The organism is Ruegeria sp. ABD4_443 (assembly GCF_056160865.1).
On the sequence record NZ_JBSWYA010000006.1, the window covers coordinates 1 to 13,083 of the forward strand.

General features: G+C 61.8%; 15 protein-coding genes. 4 read left to right on the forward strand and 11 right to left on the reverse strand.

Annotation, left to right across the window (positions count from 1 at the left end):
- Nucleotides 1–127: 127 nt before the first annotated feature.
- The 3 genes from ACXAG8_RS12515 to ACXAG8_RS12525 all read right to left on the reverse strand — a co-directional run bounded on the left by ACXAG8_RS12515 (nt 128) and on the right by ACXAG8_RS12525 (nt 1,399).
- Nucleotides 128–292, reverse strand: a complete 165-nt coding sequence (locus ACXAG8_RS12515) for a YdcH family protein (RefSeq protein WP_475225420.1) — start codon at nt 290–292, stop codon at nt 128–130.
- A 121-nt stretch (nt 293–413) separates the two neighbouring features.
- On the reverse strand, nt 414–1,187 hold the full coding sequence (locus tag ACXAG8_RS12520; RefSeq protein ID WP_475225425.1) for a tRNA1(Val) (adenine(37)-N6)-methyltransferase: 774 nt from the start codon (nt 1,185–1,187) through the stop codon (nt 414–416).
- Nucleotides 1,184–1,399, reverse strand: coding sequence for a putative signal transducing protein (locus ACXAG8_RS12525; protein ID WP_475225430.1), 216 nt, complete (start codon nt 1,397–1,399; stop codon nt 1,184–1,186). The genes ACXAG8_RS12520 and ACXAG8_RS12525 overlap by 4 nt, the downstream gene beginning before the upstream one ends.
- Nucleotides 1,400–1,455: 56 nt before the next feature.
- On the opposite strand from ACXAG8_RS12525, the gene ACXAG8_RS12530 reads away from it, so the two are divergent.
- The gene (locus ACXAG8_RS12530; protein ID WP_475225435.1) at nt 1,456–2,454 is read left to right on the forward strand and encodes a polyprenyl synthetase family protein; all 999 of its coding nucleotides are present in this window, start codon (nt 1,456–1,458) and stop codon (nt 2,452–2,454) included.
- Here ACXAG8_RS12530 and ACXAG8_RS12535 read toward each other — a convergent pair.
- From ACXAG8_RS12535 to soxR, 4 genes are all read right to left on the reverse strand, one after another.
- Nucleotides 2,447–3,268, reverse strand: coding sequence for a 4-(cytidine 5'-diphospho)-2-C-methyl-D-erythritol kinase (locus ACXAG8_RS12535; RefSeq protein ID WP_475225439.1), 822 nt, complete (start codon nt 3,266–3,268; stop codon nt 2,447–2,449). The two genes, ACXAG8_RS12530 and ACXAG8_RS12535, sit on opposite strands and share 8 nt — an antisense overlap.
- Nucleotides 3,258–4,991, reverse strand: coding sequence for a tetratricopeptide repeat protein (locus ACXAG8_RS12540; RefSeq protein ID WP_475225442.1), 1,734 nt, complete (start codon nt 4,989–4,991; stop codon nt 3,258–3,260). Before ACXAG8_RS12540 ends, ACXAG8_RS12535 begins: the two co-directional genes overlap by 11 nt.
- Nucleotides 4,992–5,073: 82 nt before the next feature.
- The gene (locus tag ACXAG8_RS12545; protein WP_475225445.1) at nt 5,074–6,720 is read right to left on the reverse strand and encodes an electron transfer flavoprotein-ubiquinone oxidoreductase; all 1,647 of its coding nucleotides are present in this window, start codon (nt 6,718–6,720) and stop codon (nt 5,074–5,076) included.
- A 137-nt stretch (nt 6,721–6,857) separates the two neighbouring features.
- Nucleotides 6,858–7,313 carry a redox-sensitive transcriptional activator SoxR gene (soxR, locus tag ACXAG8_RS12550; RefSeq protein WP_475225448.1) on the reverse strand — a complete coding sequence of 152 codons (456 nt, stop codon included), beginning with the start codon at nt 7,311–7,313 and terminating at the stop codon, nt 6,858–6,860.
- A gap of 89 nt (nt 7,314–7,402) precedes the next feature.
- Here soxR and ACXAG8_RS12555 point away from each other — a divergent pair, with 89 nt between their 5' ends.
- The 3 genes from ACXAG8_RS12555 to ACXAG8_RS12565 all read left to right on the forward strand — a co-directional run bounded on the left by ACXAG8_RS12555 (nt 7,403) and on the right by ACXAG8_RS12565 (nt 9,501).
- Nucleotides 7,403–7,783, forward strand: a complete 381-nt coding sequence (locus ACXAG8_RS12555) for a VOC family protein (RefSeq protein WP_475225451.1) — start codon at nt 7,403–7,405, stop codon at nt 7,781–7,783.
- A gap of 237 nt (nt 7,784–8,020) precedes the next feature.
- A complete protein-coding gene (gene greA, locus ACXAG8_RS12560) occupies nt 8,021–8,491 on the forward strand; it encodes a transcription elongation factor GreA (RefSeq protein WP_475225454.1) in 471 nt (156 codons plus the stop codon).
- A 14-nt stretch (nt 8,492–8,505) separates the two neighbouring features.
- A complete protein-coding gene (locus ACXAG8_RS12565; protein WP_475225460.1) occupies nt 8,506–9,501 on the forward strand; it encodes a hypothetical protein in 996 nt (331 codons plus the stop codon).
- 19 nt (nt 9,502–9,520) lie between these two features.
- Here the strand turns inward: ACXAG8_RS12565 and ACXAG8_RS12570 are convergent, their stop codons facing one another.
- The 4 genes from ACXAG8_RS12570 to ACXAG8_RS12585 all read right to left on the reverse strand — a co-directional run bounded on the left by ACXAG8_RS12570 (nt 9,521) and on the right by ACXAG8_RS12585 (nt 13,045).
- On the reverse strand, nt 9,521–10,789 hold the full coding sequence (locus tag ACXAG8_RS12570) for a molybdopterin-binding protein (RefSeq protein ID WP_475225464.1): 1,269 nt from the start codon (nt 10,787–10,789) through the stop codon (nt 9,521–9,523).
- A 46-nt stretch (nt 10,790–10,835) separates the two neighbouring features.
- The gene (mobB, locus tag ACXAG8_RS12575) at nt 10,836–11,342 is read right to left on the reverse strand and encodes a molybdopterin-guanine dinucleotide biosynthesis protein B (protein WP_475225467.1); all 507 of its coding nucleotides are present in this window, start codon (nt 11,340–11,342) and stop codon (nt 10,836–10,838) included.
- On the reverse strand, nt 11,339–11,983 hold the full coding sequence (gene mobA / locus ACXAG8_RS12580; protein ID WP_475225473.1) for a molybdenum cofactor guanylyltransferase MobA: 645 nt from the start codon (nt 11,981–11,983) through the stop codon (nt 11,339–11,341). The genes mobB and mobA overlap by 4 nt, the downstream gene beginning before the upstream one ends.
- A 171-nt stretch (nt 11,984–12,154) precedes the next feature.
- The gene (locus tag ACXAG8_RS12585; RefSeq protein ID WP_475226664.1) at nt 12,155–13,045 is read right to left on the reverse strand and encodes a formate dehydrogenase accessory sulfurtransferase FdhD; all 891 of its coding nucleotides are present in this window, start codon (nt 13,043–13,045) and stop codon (nt 12,155–12,157) included.
- Nucleotides 13,046–13,083 lie beyond the last annotated feature (38 nt).

Here is a 13,083-nt window from a genome sequence, read left to right on the forward strand (position 1 = left end):
CTCCCTTTTTTTTTTCCCTTTGGTTTTGGGTTGGGGTGGGGCTTCCCATGTCTGGGTGCAGGTGGACGGTTGTTTTTTTTTTGCCCTTTGGGGTCTTTTTTTTCCCCCCCCCCGCCAGCCTCAAACGCTAGAGTGACAGGCGTTCGATTTCTTCCTTGAGCTTTAGCTTTTGCTTTTTCAGTTGGGCGATGTGGAGATCATCGATTCCTGGAGAGCGCTGGGCTTCTTCGACTTCGACACTGAGGTTCTCGTGCTTCTTCTTCAGTTCAGTCAGATGTGCGCTCACGCTCATGGCGATCCTCCTTCTATCGTGTATGACTCTCACTTAGGAAGTTGACCACATCGTTTCCACCCTGTCACGCCGCAGGCGCACACAATCCGTCATAAATCCGACAAATTAGGCTGGTCATCGCTTATCGAAGCTTTGGCCAGGGCAGTTCTGCCGCGTCGCGCAATACGGCAGCAATGTCTTGGCGGTAACTTTCGGCGTCCTGAACGTGGCGGGTGCCCTCATGCAGAATCAGCGGAGTGTGCAGGCGAAACGCGGCTTTGCCGCCTTTGCGGGCCCGCAATATCAGCAATTCGGGGGTGCGACCGATGCGCGCGGAAAGCGGCAGAACCTCGATCGAGCCAAGCCGCCCCGAACAGGCGTTCAACATTTCCGGCAGGCGTTCTGCCCTTTGAATCATGTGCAGATACCCCCGCGGTGCCAGCCGTTTGGCGGCCACTTCGATCCAGCGATCCAGCGGGGTACGCTCGCCCAAAGCCACTTGGCGGCCGGTGTCCTCGGCGGGGCTGTGGGCGCCTGCGCGAAAATAGGGCGGGTTGGCGATGACATGATCGAACTGTTCCTGCCGGACCGCGTCGGGCAGCGCGGATAAATCGCCTTGGATCACCCGCACCGCCTGCATGTTCTCGGCCGCGTTTTTGCGGGCCAGCGCGGCATAGGCGGGCTGCAGCTCGACACCTGCGGCGCGCAGATCGGGAACCCGCGCGGACAGGCACAGAATGGCGGCACCAGCACCGCATCCCAGTTCAAGAACGGCCTGACCGCGTGTCGCCGGAACCGCAGCGGCAAGCAAAACCGGATCAATGCCCGCGCGGTAACCCGACACAGGCTGCCACAGCCGGACCTTGCCACCCAGAAAATTGTTGCAGCTCAGTTCGGTATCCTGGAACCCGGTCATCGGCCCAGCGGTATTTCGTTATCCAGCATCACCCGTTCCGCGCGCACCAGGTCGTCGGACCGCACCATCAGCCGGCGCGGGAAAATCCCGATTCCGCCTTCGAGGATGCTCATATTTACGTCCATCTGAAAGATGTCTATATCCTCGCCCTCAAGAAGAGCGGTTGCAAAGGCCAGGACTGTCGGGTCGGTACTGCGCAGAAGTTCTTTCATGGGGATGGATGTAAGGGCAAGGTGCGGTGGAAGTCGAGCCTTGTATCAGGAGTGTGATGACTATCAGCACGATCGCGAAACCACATGAGCGCCTGGCGGAAATACTGACCGGCGAGATGGATTTGGTAAACACGCTGATCCGGACACGGATGGCGTCGGAACATGCGCCCCGCATCCCCGAGGTTACGGCCCACCTGGTAGAGGCAGGCGGCAAGCGCCTGCGCCCCATGCTGACATTGGCGGCGGCGCGGCTGTTCGGGTATGGCGGCGATCACCACATCCGCCTGGCTGCAACGGTCGAGTTCATTCACACCGCGACCCTGTTGCATGATGACGTGGTCGACGAAAGCGCCCAGCGGCGCGGGCGGCCCACGGCAAACCTGCTTTGGGACAACAAATCCAGCGTTCTTGTTGGCGACTACCTGTTTTCGCGCAGTTTCCAGTTGATGGTTGAAACCGGGTCATTGCGTGTGCTGGACATCCTTGCAAACGCCTCGGCGACCATTGCCGAAGGTGAAGTATTGCAGATGACCGCCGCCACCGACCTGGCCACTGACGAATCCGTCTATCTGCAGGTTGTGCGCGGCAAGACCGCGGCGCTGTTTTCCGCCGCAACCGAGGTGGGCGGCGTGATCGCCTCGGCCAGCGAAGATCAGGTCAGGGCGCTGTTTGCCTATGGTGATGCGCTGGGCATTGCGTTTCAGATCGCTGATGACCTGTTGGACTATCAGGGCGACAGCAAGGCGACGGGCAAGAATGTCGGCGATGATTTTCGCGAACGCAAACTGACCCTGCCGGTCATCAAGGCCGTCGCACAGGCCACGCCCGACGAACGCGCCTTTTGGGACAGGACCATCGGCCGGGGCCGCCAGGAAGACGGCGACCTGGACCATGCGCTGAGCCTGATGAACAAGTACAGCACGCTGGACGCCACCCGCGCGGACGCGTTCGGCTGGGCGGCCAAGGCAAAATCGGCGCTGGAATCCCTGCCTGATCATGAAATCCGGTCGCTGCTGCGGGATCTGGCCGATTACGTGGTCTCGCGCCTTAACTGAGGGTCGCGGCCCGGCACCACCATTTCGGATGGGCGGCCCCGATTTCATAAGCAGCAAAATGTGCCGCCTTTTGCGACGGGTACAGCCCAAAGCAGGTTGAGCCTGATCCCGACATTCGGGCCAGCAACACATCGCGCGACGCGCCCAGCGCATCCAGAACCTGCGCAACCTCGGGCGCAATCTGGCAGGCCGGTGTTTCAAGGTCGTTGCGCTGGTCACAAAGCCAGTCGGCACAGTCCCCGACCCCGGAAAACACAGGGATGTTCGGCGGCATCGCCTGATTTTCCCGCGACGCAAGGGCAGAAAAAACGGACCCGGTGGGCACAGAAACACCCGGATTGACCAAAACCGCGTAAAGCTCGGGCAATTGCACCGGCTCGATCCGCTCGCCGATACCACCCATCCGGGCAGCCCTGGCGTGCAGACAGACCGGAACGTCAGCCCCCAACCGCAGCGGGATGTCCGGCGAAACGGCACTGCCCGCGCTGGCGGCCGCCTTCAAAAAGGCGGCGGCATCCGACGACCCGCCACCGATCCCCCCGCCATGGGGCAGAACCTTGTCCAGATGAACCGACCCAGTCCACCCAATGGCCTGCGCGGCCTGCCAGACAAGGTTTCGCGCATCGTCCGGGACACCGGGCGCGTATTCACCCGTGACCTCAAGCGTCATCCGCGCCTGGCGATTCAGCACCAGCCGGTCACCCACATCGGCGAAAACGACCAGCGAATCCAGCAGGTGATACCCATCGGTGCGCTGGCCGGTAATATGCAGGGTCAGGTTTACCTTGGCGGGCGCAAAGGCCTCAGTTGCCATTTGCCACCTTCAACGGATCGGCACCTTCGGCGGCCAGAACCGCGTCCAGCCCGGTTTCGATCTTGTTGCGAATACGTTCGGGGTCGGCTTCGCCATCGGTATCTTCGGGGTCGATGAAGGACAGCGCGCGCTTCCATTGGAACTCGGCCTCGCGGGCGCGGCCAACGGCCCAGTAAACATCCCCAAGATGGTCATTCACGACCGGGTCAACGGGCATCAGCTCGACCGCCCGTTCCATATGTGCGACCGCTTCCTGATATCGGCCCAACCGGAACAGGACCCACCCAAGGCTGTCGACGATATAGCCGCTATCAGGTCGCGCGGCGACGGCCCGCTCGATCATGTCCAGCGCCTCGTCCAGCTTCTCGCGCCGTTCGACCAGCGAATAGCCAAGGTAATTCAACACCTGGGGCTGATCCGGGTTCAGTTCCAGCGCCCGGCGGAAGTCGCGCTCGGCGCCGTCCCAGTTCTTGAGCCGTTCATGCGATATTCCGCGTGCGTAATGCAGGAACCAATTGCCGCCCGATTCTGTTTCCGTCAGGTCGATTGCACGGTCATAGGACGAAACCGCGCCGGCATAGTCTTCCTGCTGGCGTTGCAGATCGGCCAGGGCGACGTGGACACTGGGCAGGTCCGGCTGCTGGCTGGCCAACGCCTGAAGAACCTCGACCGCGGCGTCGACCTTGCCCGAACGGTTCAAAACGTCGGCGCGCCCCAATTCGGCAACATGGTGGTCAGTGCTGCCCGAGGGGACCGCGCGATAGGCCTCGACGGCCAGATCGTATTGCTGCAACTCTTCCAGCAGCTCGGCGCTCAGCAATATGGCGTCGATGTGATCCGGGCGCAGGTAGCTGGCGATGCGCGCATACATCAGGACATAGTCATGCGCCGCCTCGGCGTTGAGGGCGGCGCCCACCGAAAAGTAGATTTCGGCCATACCGTCCCGCGCCGACCGCACATGCGTAAAGGGCAGGGTTTCGCCCGCGCTCAGCCGCGAAACGTAATTGTCGATCGACGGATCGTTCCCGGCGGCGAATACGTCATCCAGGAATTGCAGCGCCTCCTGATTGCGGTCCAGCTGGGACAGCACCTCGGCGCGTGCAAGGGCCGCGCGGCGCGAAAACCGGCCCACGACGCCGCCGTTTTCCGCGAATATCGCGTCCGCGCCTTCGAAATCCCCGACCGAGGCAAGCGCCATCGCCTTGTGGTACATTGCGAATTCCGTCAGCCCGTCCTGCGTTGCGACTTGGTCGAACTGCCCCATCGCCTTGGTCATCTGGCCCTGGCCCATATAAGCCCAGGCGATCATCAACCCGTCGACCAGCGGCCCGACACCCTGCGTTTCGGGGTCGCGGGACAGCAGTTCGTCCAAACGGTCTTCGGCGACAAGGTTGGCAAAGATGACCATGCGCCCGGTCTGGCTGGACAGGTCCCCGCCCTCCATCGCTTGCGCAATCGGCAGCGCGCGGTCGACCTGACCCAGCGCCACACGGGCCAGCAGGACACTTTCCTGCAGCTTGGCATTGTAGGGATCGAAATTCAGCGCCTTGGCGTAATATTCGGCGGCCGCGGCATAGTCGCTTTCATAGATCGCCTGCCGCCCGGCCAGATAGGACCCCGCTCCGGTATCCGCGGCAGACGGGCCGGCGAAAAACGCTGTTACGAATGCGGCCAATGCCGCGCTGCGAACCAGGGAAACCACGAATATCCTGCCTTTTGTCATTGCTCGACAGGTAAGCTAGGGCTTTGCCCGGAAAGAGGCAATGGCACAGCCTTCACGACCGTGCCATTGCCCAGATTCTTGCCTACATATTGGGGTAGTTCGGTCCATCGCCGCCCTGGGGCGTGGTCCAGGTGATGTTCTGGCTGGGATCCTTGATGTCACAGGTCTTGCAGTGAACGCAGTTCTGGAAATTGATCACGAACCGCGGTTCTCCGTCGCCCTCGACCAGCTCGTACACACCTGCGGGACAGTAGCGCTGTGCCGGTTCGTCAAACTTGGGCAGGTTGACCTTGACCGGGATATCGGGGTCGCCAAGCCTCAGGTGGCAGGGCTGGCTTTCCTCGTGATTGGTCATCGCGAACGAGACATTGGTCAGCCGGTCGAAGGACAGCGTGCCATCGGGTTTGGGGTAGTCGATCGGCGTGTGCTTGCTGGCGTCTTCGGTCGCTTCGGCGTCGGACTTGCCATGCCCCAATGTCCCGAACAACGAAAACCCAAGCGTGTTGGTCCACATGTCAAACCCGCCCAGGGCAAGTGACGGCAACAGCCCCCATTTCGACCACATCGGCTTGACGTTGCGTACTTTTTTCAGGTCTGCGCCGATGGGGCCGTCACGCACATCCGCCTCATAGGCGGCCAGTTCGTCGCCCGAACGGTCGGCCTTGATCGCGGCGTGCGCGGCCTCGGCCGCGGCTTTGCCCGACAGCATGGCGTTATGGTTGCCCTTGATGCGCGGCACGTTGACCATACCCGCCGAACATCCCAGCAGCGCAACGCCGGGGGCCACCAGTTTCGGCATCGACTGATACCCGCCCTCGGTGATCGCACGCGCACCGTAAGCCACGCGTTTGCCGCCTTTCAGCAACTCGGCCACAACCGGGTGATGCTTGAAGCGCTGGAATTCCATATAGGGGTACAGATACGGGTTCTTGTAGTTCAGGTGCACCACGAAACCGACATAGACCTGATTGTTTTCAAGGTGATAGATGAAGGACCCGCCACCTGCGTTGCTGCCCAGGGGCCAGCCCATCGTGTGCGTGACGCTGCCTTCCTTGTGCTTGGCCGGATCGATCTCCCAGATCTCTTTCATGCCGACGCCGTATTTCTGCACTTCCTTACCGGCTTGCAGGTCGTATTTGGCGATGACTTCCTTGGACAGCGAACCGCGCACACCTTCCGAAAGGAAGACATACTTGCCGTGCAGCTCCATGCCCGGCTCGGTGTTCGGGCCATAAGAGCCGTCGGCTTCCAGACCAAAGACACCGGCGACCACGCCTTTGACTTCGCCATTGTCGCCATAAACCAGCTCGGAACAGGCCATGCCGGGGAAGATTTCGACGCCCAGCTCTTCGGCCTGTTCGGCCATCCAGCGGCACACATTGCCCATCGAGACGATATAGTTGCCATGGTTGTTCATAAGCGGCGGCATAGGCGCGTTGGGAATGCGGATATGACCCGCCTCGCCCAGCATATAGAAATTGTCTTCCTTGACCGGCACGTTCAGCGGCGCGCCTTTTTCCTTCCAGTCGGGGATCAGCGCATCCAGCCCGCACGGGTCCAGTACCGCGCCGGACAGAATATGCGCGCCCACTTCGGACCCTTTTTCCAGAACCACAACGTTCAGGTCGGCATCCAGCTGTTTCAGACGGATGGCCGCCGACAGGCCAGCAGGACCGGCCCCAACGATCACCACGTCGTATTCCATCGCTTCGCGTTCAATCTCGGCCATCGCGGGCTCCTTAGCTAACTATTCCGAATTGGCGCTTTCACCGCATGGTCCGCGCAATTTTGTTACTCGGCTGATTACCCGTTTGCAAAGACCTTGGTCAATCGAAACACGGCGTAACATCGCTGCAATGCGGCAAATTAGCCTTCAGGTGCGTCACCCATCAGGTATCTGGGGCCGCTGCCACGCGCCTGGGCCCGGTCATCGGGATTGTACAGCGCACATTTGGGCAGGCTCAGGCAGCCACAGCCGATACAGCCGTCCAGGTTGTCGCGCAGACGCACAAGCGTATCGATTCGCTGGTCCAGCCGGGTGCGCAACGCGATGCTGATCGCCTGCCAGTCCTGCGGTGTCGGGGTACGATTTCCGGGCAGGCCGGACAGGACAGTCCGGATTTCCGGCAGGGTCAGGCCGAACTGCTGCGCGATCATGACAAAGCTCAGGCGCCGGATGTCGGCGCGCTGATACCGCCGCTGCCCGCCGGGATTGCGCCAGGGCGAAATCAGGCCCTGTGCCTCGTAATACCGTATCGCCGATACCGCCAGCCCGGTTCGGCGCGCCAAGGCACCGATGGACAACCCGTCTGAAACCGCCATGAAAAACCTCGCCGAAAATATCTTGACCTAAAGTTAGGTTTAGAAATTACGGTGAGTCGAAGCAAGCCCGAATCTGGAAAGGAGTTCCCATGATGGCGACACTTGAACATACCAATTTCACCGTCCGCGACCCCAAAGCATCCGCTGACTGGATGAAAACCGTCTTTGGCTGGAAAACCCGCTGGGAAGGCCCGTCGATTGCGGGCGGCTATACGGTGCATGTGGGCAGCCAGCACACGTATCTTGCGCTATACGCGCCCGCTGACCCACAGCCCGCTGGCGAAAGCAGCTATGATACCGTTGGCGGCCTGAACCATGTCGGCGTTCTGGTCGAAGACATCGACGCCACCGAAGCCAAGGTTCGTGCCGCCGGTTTCGTGCCGCATAACCACGCGGATTATGAACCGGGTCGGCGGTTCTATTTCGACGATGGCGACGGTATCGAATTCGAGGTGGTTCAATATGATTGAACTGCTCTGGCTTGGAACCGATGTGCATCGTTGGCGCCGCGGCGACCTTCTTGGGCATCGCCACAGGCGGCCGCCACGCCCAACACGGCGGCGCTAAGGCGCAATTCCGCCACCGCAGCGGCCATGGCCTCTTGCAATTCACGCGCCATTTGGGTCAGGTATTCGCCAACCCATCATTCGCCCCGACGCTTGTCCAATGCGGCGGGGCGACTCAATTTATGCGTGGACAAAGACACTATGGAAAAAGTTCCAATGACGCCTACGGGCTTCTCCGCGCTCGAATCAGAGCTGAAACAGCTCAAATCCGTCGAGCGCCCTGCGATTATCGAAGCCATCGCCTCGGCGCGCGAGCTTGGTGACCTCAAGGAAAACGCTGAATACCATTCGGCGCGCGAAAAACAGGGCTTTATCGAAGGGCGCATCAAAGAGCTTGAGGGCATCCTGTCCCTGGCCGATGTAATTGACCCCAGCAAGCTGAAAGGCGCGATCAAGTTCGGCGCCAAGGTGACGCTGGTCGACGAGGACACCGACGAGGAAAAGACCTGGCAGATTGTCGGTGAATACGAGGCGAACATCGAAAACGGCCTGCTCAACATCAAGTCGCCGATCGCGCGCGCCCTGATTGGCAAGGACGAGGGCGACAGCGTCGAGGTCCGTACACCGGGTGGCGTACGTTCGTACGAAGTTCTGACCATCGAATACGCCTGACCGGAGCGTTCATTATGTCGGGACAAGACCCTGACCACGAAAACGACCGACCGACTTCGCTAGGTATCTATGACCGTCCGGGACGCCCCGCCGTCACCGCGATTGAAATCGTGGCTGTGGCGCTCAGCGTTGTCTGGTTGATTTTCTCGCTGGTTTTCCTGGTCTTTCCCGGCCAGGGCCAGGGCGGTGGCCCTGTGGTGACCTTGCTTGGGGTTTTCATGCCGGTTGCCATGATCTGGGTAGCGGCGACGGCCATGCGCGCAAGCCGGATCATGCGCGAGGAAAGCGCGCGGTTGCAGACCGCGATCGATGCGATCCGCCAAGCCTATGTCGTTCAGCAGCAACGGGCCGCCAGCACCTATGAGCCGGCAGTAACCAAGAAGCTGGACGAAATCGCGCAGGCCACCAAAAAGACCGAAGACACGCTGGCCACCTTTTCATCCAAGCGCGCCGAACCGGTCCGCACCAACACCCGGACGGCCGTACAGGGCGACCAGACATCGCTGGCGCTGGGAACCTCTGCCGAAGAAATGGCGCCGCGCCTGCCGACGGATATTTTCATCCGCGCCCTCAATTTCCCCGCGACCCAGGACGATGCCGAAGGGTTCGACGCCTTGCGCGCCGCGCTAAAGGACCGAAAGGCCGCGCAACTGATCCAGGCCTCGCAGGATGTGCTGACGCTGCTCAGCCAGGAAGGCATTTACATGGACGACCTGCGCCCGGATATGGCGCGGCCCGAAATCTGGCGGCAGTTCGCCCAGGGCGCGCGCGGGCGGTCCATTGCTGCATTGGGCGGGATTCGCGACCGGTCTTCGCTGGCGCTGACGGCAGCGCGGATGAAACAGGACCCGATCTTCCGGGATGCCGCGCACCACTTTCTGCGCCGCTTCGACACCATGATCGTCGATTTCGAACCCGAAGCCAGCGATGCCGAGCTTACCGCACTGGGCGATACCCGCACGGCGCGGGCCTTCATGCTTGTCGGCCGCGTCGCCGGAACATTCGACTGACCGGTTTCCTGGGCAAATCTCAGGGCCAAAAGCTGGCAAAGGGGATGAAACGGACCGGATCACCGGGTTGGATATGGCGTGCGCCGTCTTCGATTTCGACAAGGCCCTCGGCCCAGCTAAGGCCGCTGATCCGCCCGGACCCTTCCGAGTGAAACACCTCGGCCCGGCCATCGCGGATACGGGCGCGCAAATATTCACGCCGCCCCGGTTTCTTGCGTTTTTCAAAGGCCGCTGGAACCTGGAACGCTTGCGGGTCACGCCAGCCCTCACCAGCCATCAGCCCCAGTGCCGGGCGCGCAAAGATCAGCGTGCAGACCAGCGCGGCAACAGGGTTTCCCGGCAGTCCGAATACCGGCGTGCCATCCCACATGCCAAGCGCCAAGGGCCGGCCGGGTTTCAAGGCAATGCGCCATTCCTGCATCGCCCCGGCCTGACGCAGCAGCGCGGATACATGATCTTCGTCACCAGCCGAGGCGCCGCCGCTTGTCACGATGGCATCGGCCTGTTCAGCGGCCTGATTCAACCGCTGGCGCAGCGCATCGCGATCATCGGGCACCCGCCCCATATCAACCGGCGCAAACCCCATGCGGCGCATCAGCGACAACAGCATCGGGCGGTTGGCATCATATATCTGGCCGGGTCCCGCGGTCTGACCAGGATCAACCAACTCGTCACCGGTCGACAAGATTGCCACGCGCAGCTTGGTGCGGACTGGAACCGACGCCACGCCCACGGCGGACAACAAGGCAAGATCCGCAGGCGTCAGGCGCCTTTGTCGCGGCAAGGCCAGTGCTCCTTTGCACAGGTCTTCACCTGCCTTTCGCGTGTTTGCCCCCGTCTTCAACGGTCCGCGAAAGGCGATATGCCCATCCTGAACCTTGACGTCCTCTTCCAGAATCACGGTATCCACCCCATCGGGCAGCGCGGCCCCTGTCAGCACACGCAAGGCGGACCCATCAGGGACCTTGCCCGCAAAAGGCAGGCCCGCCGCCGCGCGCCCTTGGATCAACGGCAGAACATGTGCGCCATCCGGGCGGCCCCGTGCAAACCCATAACCGTCGACGGCGGTATTGGGCAAAGGCGGGTTGGACCGAAGCGCCCGCACGTCCTGCGCAAGCACCAGCCCCTCGGCATCGGCCACCGGAACCTCTTGCACATCTGTAACCGGGGTCAGCCTTTGGCGCAGCGTTGTCAGGGCGTCATCGACCGGTGTCCAGTCGACCCCGGCGGGCAATGCGAAACAATCGTTCCTGAGCGGCGGCGGCGTTATATCCGGCTTATCCTGCATATCTGCCAATCTTTTGCCCTTCCGCCTGGTTTCCGCGCGCTTGCCGTCACGACGCGCCGGGGATCAAACCGACCTCGGCCAGAACAAAGTCGGCGATGGCCCGCGTGTCATCAAGGTTGAATACCGGCCGGTCAATGTCCAGCGGCGTATCACTGGCAATGGCGCGGATGCTGTCGTCATCCACAGCGATCAGCGGATTGGACGGCGCGGCGCGAAAGGCTTCGACCTTGGGGTGACGCGCGCGTTTGTACCCCTCGATCAGCACCAGATCGACGGGTGACAGCCGCGCCAGCAACGTATCGAGGTCAGGTTCCGGCGCGCCACGCAGCTCTTGCATCAAAGCCACACGTTGCCCCGAGGCCAGCAAAACCTCGCGGGCACCCGCCGCCCGGTGGCGATAGCTGTCCGTGCCTACCTGGTCGACATCAACGCCGTGATGCGCGTGTTTGACGGTTGAAACCGAAAAGCCGCGCCCGGAGATATCCGCCACCAGCCTTTCCATGAGCCTGGTCTTGCCCGCGTTCTTCCAACCTGTAACGCCGTAGAGTTTCATGCCCCCTCCAGCATCTTTTGCGCTGCTTCAAGGTCCTGTGGCGTGTTTACGTTGAAAAACGGATCAAACGGGTCCGCAGGAAACAGCGCCTCGCGCCCCTGATGGCGGTCGGTCCACAACACGACCTTGCGCAGCCCGTCCTCAAGCGCCGACCGCAGATCATCCCGCAGGGCAACCGGCCACAGGCCAAAGGTCGGATGCCGGTTGACCGCGCCGCTGCCGCCGGATTTCAGCGCCTTGTCGCCTTGCCTGCGGGTCGTGGCCAACACAAGCGGGTGGTCCTGACCCTTTGCCGCCATGGTCAGGCGCGCCACCAGGTCATGCGGGAAAAACGGGGTATCGGCGGCGACCGAGACAACAGTGTCGGCCCCCTGTTGCGCGGCCCAGTCCAAACCGGCCAGCACGCCTGCCAACGGCCCGGCAAACCCGTCAATCGTGTCGGGCAGCACCGGCAGGTCGAACTCGGAAAAGCGGCCCGGTTCGCCATTGGCATTCAGCGCCAGCCCGGCGACCTGCGGGGCCAGCCGTTCAATCACACGCGACAAAAGGGGCCGCCCCCCGAGATCCAGCAGCGCCTTGTCACCGCCCCCCATTCTGGTGGCCAGTCCGCCTGCCAGGATTATGCCCAATGGGGTCTTCATGCCTGTGTCCCGCCGCCAGCTTGTTCATTCACTGTCCAAGGTTCTAGGGCCGTTTCCGAGCAAATGGAATGCTGTCGCACATGGTCGGTGCAGGACAAAGGGCCACAGCCGGACGTGTGGCACGGCTGTGCTGACCACCTTGCATGTGGCAAAGCCGATGCCGCTGGCTGATCAGGTCTCTGCGCCCTTGCGCCGCTGCTTGCCATCTTCGGCAGCGATACTGGCCGGGTCTGCATCCCGGACCAGGCGGTCTTCGCCCGCAAGACAGACGAAACGCTGGCCCCGCATGCGGCCTATCAGGGTCAGGCCAACCTCGCGCGCGATTTCGACACCCCAGGCGGTGAACCCGGACCGCGACGCAAGAACCGGGATACCCATCATCGCTGTCTTGATCACCATCTCGGATGTCAGGCGCCCGGTGGTATAAAGGATCTTGTCCGCCGCGCTTTGGTTCTCGGACATCATCCAGCCTGCGATCTTGTCGACCGCGTTATGGCGACCGACATCTTCCATATAGACAAGGGGCTGGTTTTCGCGGCACAGAACCGTCCCGTGGATTGCGCCTGCCTCAAGATACAGGGACGGCGTGCGGTTGATGCGCGAAGCCAACGCATAAAGCCAGGATGTGCGCACTGCCGCAGGCGGCAATTGCACGCCTTCCAGCCCGTCCATCATGTCACCGAACACGGTGCCCACGGCGCAGCCGCTGGTGCGGGTCTTTTTCTTCAGCTTGTCCTCGTACGAGGTCACGCGGGCCGTCCGCACAACAACCGTTTCAAGGTCTTCGTCATAATCAACCGCCGTGATTTCGTCATCGGCCAGCAACATCCCCTGATTGCGCAGAAACCCAAGCGCCAGATATTCGGGATAATCGCCAATCGTCATCGCGGTAACGATTTCCTGGGCATTCAGGAAAATCGTAAGGGGGCGTTCCTCGACCACCGATATCCGGGTCACGGCCCCATTCTGATCGCGCCCCTCGACCGCCCGCGTCAGACGCTGCGCGCCCGGATCGGGGGCGATAATGAAATCTGACGGATCTGCCTTGGTACCCAATTGCAACCCTTTCTCAAGCCCGATACTGCTGCTGCGGACACCAT